Source organism: Desulfosarcina sp., from assembly GCF_033791525.1.
Taxonomy (GTDB): domain Bacteria; phylum Desulfobacterota; class Desulfobacteria; order Desulfobacterales; family Desulfosarcinaceae; genus Desulfosarcina.
The window spans coordinates 1-4,255 of the sequence record NZ_JASJGN010000030.1; the positions used below are offsets into that span (position 1 = coordinate 1).

The window sequence follows — 4,255 nt, forward strand, 5'->3', positions numbered from 1 at the left end:
GGGTAGGTTTGTTTTGAACGCAGCCGACAGGTTTCCTTCAAAGAAAGGATTCTCTCAACCCAGTGTCCGCCTTTTTCGCTTTGGGTTCCCAGACTGCGTTTGCGCCACAGTACACCAAACCGCAAGGCCCGTTCTGCCCGAATCTGCGGCACACGTTTGCGACTCTGGCCCTTCGCGCCGGCACACCGGTCCAAATGGTATCTAAGCAGCTCGGTCACAGCTCGATTGCTATCACGATGGACGTTTATGGCCATTTAATTCCGCAGGATAACCACGACTTTGTTTCCAGCATTGGGAACACCATCCTCAAATCTTCCACGCACCCAACGCGCACCCTGAAAAACACAAAAGCCGCAACCCGTTAGGATTACAGCTTTTTTGTTTGATTGGTGCCGAAGGGGAGACTCGAACTCCCACGTAGGAACCTACACTAGACCCTGAACCTAGCGCGTCTACCAATTCCGCCACTTCGGCACGTTTCAGCCCGATTTCAAAAGGGTTGATTTCAAACTGAAGATGATTTAACTATATTTTTTTATTTTTCGTGTCAACCCTAACATTGCATAAAAATTATCACAAAGCGCAAAGCGTGATTACTATTTGGAACGAAAGCCCTCCGACGGTTGCATCGATAAGGTCAAGCCCAATTTCCGTTTAGTTGAAAGATCATGAAAATTATACAAAACATCGAAACCATAAAAGAACCCTTCAAATCCGCCGTAATTACCATAGGCAATTTCGACGGCGTTCACATCGGCCACCAGGCCCTGTTTCACGAGGTGATTGAAATGGCCGAAGCCATGGACGGCACGGCCGTTGCCATGACCTTCGATCCCCATCCCATCCGGGTGATCACCCGAAACGGGCACCCTCCCCTGATCACCTTGTACGAGCAGAAACAGGAACTGATCCAAAAGGCCGGCATCGACGTGCTGATCTGCATCCCCTTTACCATGGACTTTGCCGCATTGTCGGCGCGAACCTTCGTCGAGGACATCCTCGTGAAACGCATCGGGATGAAGGCCATCGTCGTCGGCCAGGATTATACCTTCGGCAACAATCGCGAAGGCAACGTGGATCTGTTGCGGCGATACGCTGAAGAGATGGGCTTCAAGTTGATCGTGGCGGATTGGATCCAGTCATCCACCGTCGACAACGACCGCATCAGCAGCACGGCCATCCGGGAACTGGTCATGGGCGGCCAGATCGAAAAAGCGCGCAAGATGCTGGGCCGCAACTACCAGATCCGCGGCACCGTGGCCCACGGTAGGGACCGGGGTGGCAAACTGCTGGGCATCCCCACCGCCAATATCAATCTGCAGGACGAACTGTGCCCCAAGGTCGGCGTTTATGCCGTTATCGTCCATTATGACGGGCAGCGCTATCCGGGGGTGGCCAACATCGGCTACAGCCCCACCTTCGACGACTACATATTTACCGTGGAAGCCCACATTCTTGACTTTAACAAGGATATTTACGGCCAGAAAATCATGGTCAACTTTGTCGAGCGCTTAAGAAACGAGAAGAAGTTTTCCGGCATCGCCGAGCTGGTGGAACAGATCGACCGGGATATCGCCAAAGCCAGGCAGATTCTGGCCCCCCATTTTGGAAAATAAAGAATCCTGAGTCAGGAGCCAGGAGCCAGGATGAGTCGCATTGCTCCGGCGATTTTAGAAAAAGAACACGACCGAATGCGATCCGTCTTTCGAGTAGTCTGATTTTTTCTCCTGGATTCCATTGTATCGATTACAGACATAGCGCAGCACCATCTTCCTCGTATCTGCAGCAAGATTGACAATCGCTCAAATTAGCCGACCGCAACAAATCACAAGCGCTATTTTTCAAATAAATTGAACCCTCCAATAAAATCAAACGACCATTTGGTTGTCACTTTGATCATTCTGATGCGTTTACGTCGGGGGTTCGAATCCTTGTCCGACAACAGAAAACCTGCGAATTAGAATGTGGAAATACTGCCATTTTTAAAACCAATCTACGTTCTTTAGTTAACTTCTAGTTTGAAAATCCCAAAATATGCGTTAGATTGGGTGGTTGACTGATGACAACGATAAAAATAAGGTGCACCCAGTGACCGTGTTAGACATACTTACCTATCCGGACAGTTTCCTGAAAGAACGGACGGCGCCCGTCGAGAATATCAACGGTGAGATGCAGACCGTTTTCGACAGCATGGCCGCGACCATGTACGTGGCCCCCGGTGTGGGCCTGGCCGCCCCCCAGGTGGGCATCGGACAGAGTTTTATCATCTATGATATCGCTTCGAGAGAAGATGGCCATGACCTGCATGTACTGGTCAACCCGAAGATCATCACCAGCGAGGGCGAAATCCTTTCGGAAAACGAAGGCTGCCTGAGCGTGCCCGACTTCAGGGCGGACGTCAAACGGGCCGAACGCATCCTCGTGGAAGGGGTCGACCGGGACGGCACCCCCCTGCGCTTCGAGGCAGATGGCATTCTGGCCATCGTCATCCAGCACGAACTGGATCATCTCAACGGCACCCTTTTTATCGATCACATCAGCACCTTAAAGCGACAAATGTACAAGCGCCGGGTCAAAAAGGAGATGAAGCAGCAGTGAATCGCCTATTGAAAATAGTTTTTATGGGCACGCCAGATTATGCCGTGCCGTCCCTTCGGGCCCTGCATGACAGCGGCCATGAGGTGCTGGCCGTGGTCACCCAGCCTGACCGGCCCAAAGGCCGGGGCCGCAAACTGACCCCGCCGCCGGTCAAAAACACCGCCATGCAATATGGTTACCCGGTTCTGCAGCCCGAGAAGGTGAGAAACCACGCCTTTAACGAGCAGATGACCCGACTGGCGCCGGATCTGTTCATCGTGGTGGCCTTCGGCCAGATTCTACCCCAGCGCCTGCTTGACATTCCCGGCACCGGGTCCATCAACGTGCACGCATCGCTGCTGCCCCGGTACCGCGGTGCCGCGCCGATCCAGTGGGCCATCATCAACGGGGACCGCGAAACCGGTGTTACAACCATGATGATGGACAAGGGCATGGACACCGGCGACATTCTGTTGATGGGAAAAACCAACATCGGACCCGATGAAACCGCCGCCGATCTTCACGACCGCCTCAGCGAGATGGGCGCCCGCACGCTGATCCGGACGCTGGAAAGGCTGCAGAACGGCAGCCTGGAGCGAGCGCCCCAGGAGCACGAGCAAGCGACCTATGCCCCCATGCTTAAAAAAAAGGATGGGAAAATCGACTGGTCCATGCCGGCCGAACGGATCAAATGCCTGATCCGCGGCGTCACCCCGTGGCCGGGGGCCTATACCTTCAGCGACGACATGCGCCTGAAGATCTTCAAAGCCAGCGTTCTGGAACGGGAGATCAGCGTTCCGCCGGGAACCATCCTCGAGTGCTTTGCCGGAGAACTTCGCGTGGCCACCGGCAAATGGGCCATCGCCATTCAGGAGATTCAAGGGGACTCGGGCAAGCGCCTTCCCATCGACGATTTTCTATGCGGCTGCCGCCTGCCGGATGGTACTTGTCTGGGCTGAACCCTATGTTGACGGTCCCGTATATGGCCCGATATCTGCGTTACGCTTCATCCCTCATCACTGCGGCGTACCATAAGTACGCCTCACTCCTCGGGGTTCACAAGCCTTGATCTCGGGCTTTTCACGAACCCGTCGGAAATGCTGATTTTTTACGATTTCATCGGGTAATAAGGGAGAAAGAATGAAGACTGTCATGCGAATCATCGTTTGCGGCATCGCCTTCGTGGTTCTGGGCGGATGCGCATACCGGCATTACCTGGGCGTGCACGGACCGTCAGTGCTCAACTCGCCCGACATCCACGAAGGGGTGGCCGACGATGCCGAGTGCCTGAGCTGTCACCACCCGGACATGAACCCCACGGGGCCGCCGACGTCTCACCCCCAATTCACCGGTTGCATAAAATGCCACAGTGACGCGCTCAAATGATCTCGCTCGGCGCGAGGGGATCTGTCGCAAACGGTGTTATATCATGCTGCGGGCCGGTTTTTAATTCATCGATACAGCCCGATGCGCGATCTCCGGCTACAAGAGAATCACGCACAGACACCGCAGGTAGATCAGCGGGCTAAAAACGCAAATAGAAAAACTCATACTCGCCGTCGTTGATGTCGATCTTCAGGTTGTAGCCCCTGGCCTCGGCAAATACAATCCAGGGCGGCCGTCCGCCGCCGCCGCAATCGTAAGTGGGCCAGAATTCGCCGGTTTTTCCGCTGTGGTA

6 protein-coding genes, 1 tRNA gene and 1 pseudogene are annotated in these 4,255 nt (G+C 54.3%); 5 read left to right on the top strand and 3 right to left on the bottom strand.

Going from position 1 to position 4,255, the window contains the following annotated elements:
- Positions 1–137, bottom strand: a pseudogene (locus QNK41_RS22890) (IS66 family transposase); the annotation flags it as partial.
- 57 nt (positions 138–194) lie between these two features.
- Between QNK41_RS22890 and QNK41_RS22895 the strand changes: the two are divergent.
- The gene (locus QNK41_RS22895; protein WP_413815097.1) at positions 195–365 is read left to right on the top strand and encodes a hypothetical protein; all 171 of its coding nucleotides are present in this window, start codon (positions 195–197) and stop codon (positions 363–365) included.
- A gap of 22 nt (positions 366–387) precedes the next feature.
- Here QNK41_RS22895 and QNK41_RS01415 read toward each other — a convergent pair.
- Positions 388–474 (bottom strand) — tRNA-Leu (locus QNK41_RS01415).
- Between the two features lie 194 nt (positions 475–668).
- Here QNK41_RS01415 and QNK41_RS01420 point away from each other — a divergent pair.
- The 4 genes from QNK41_RS01420 to QNK41_RS01435 all read left to right on the top strand — a co-directional run bounded on the left by QNK41_RS01420 (position 669) and on the right by QNK41_RS01435 (position 3,963).
- Entirely contained in the window at positions 669–1,616 is a 948-nt protein-coding gene (locus QNK41_RS01420) for a bifunctional riboflavin kinase/FAD synthetase (protein ID WP_319252990.1), read from the top strand.
- Positions 1,617–2,088: 472 nt separating this feature from the next.
- Positions 2,089–2,598: a peptide deformylase gene (def, locus tag QNK41_RS01425; RefSeq protein WP_319252992.1), complete on the top strand. Its 510-nt coding sequence runs from the start codon at positions 2,089–2,091 to the stop codon at positions 2,596–2,598.
- Positions 2,595–3,536, top strand: coding sequence for a methionyl-tRNA formyltransferase (fmt, locus tag QNK41_RS01430; protein ID WP_319252994.1), 942 nt, complete (start codon positions 2,595–2,597; stop codon positions 3,534–3,536). Before def ends, fmt begins: the two co-directional genes overlap by 4 nt.
- 181 nt (positions 3,537–3,717) lie before the next feature.
- Positions 3,718–3,963 carry a hypothetical protein gene (locus tag QNK41_RS01435; protein WP_319252996.1) on the top strand — a complete coding sequence of 82 codons (246 nt, stop codon included), beginning with the start codon at positions 3,718–3,720 and terminating at the stop codon, positions 3,961–3,963.
- A gap of 139 nt (positions 3,964–4,102) precedes the next feature.
- On the opposite strand, the gene QNK41_RS22900 is transcribed toward QNK41_RS01435, so the two are convergent.
- Positions 4,103–4,255 (bottom strand): AF1514 family protein (locus QNK41_RS22900; RefSeq protein ID WP_413815098.1); only part of this gene is annotated, 153 nt, incomplete at its 5' end.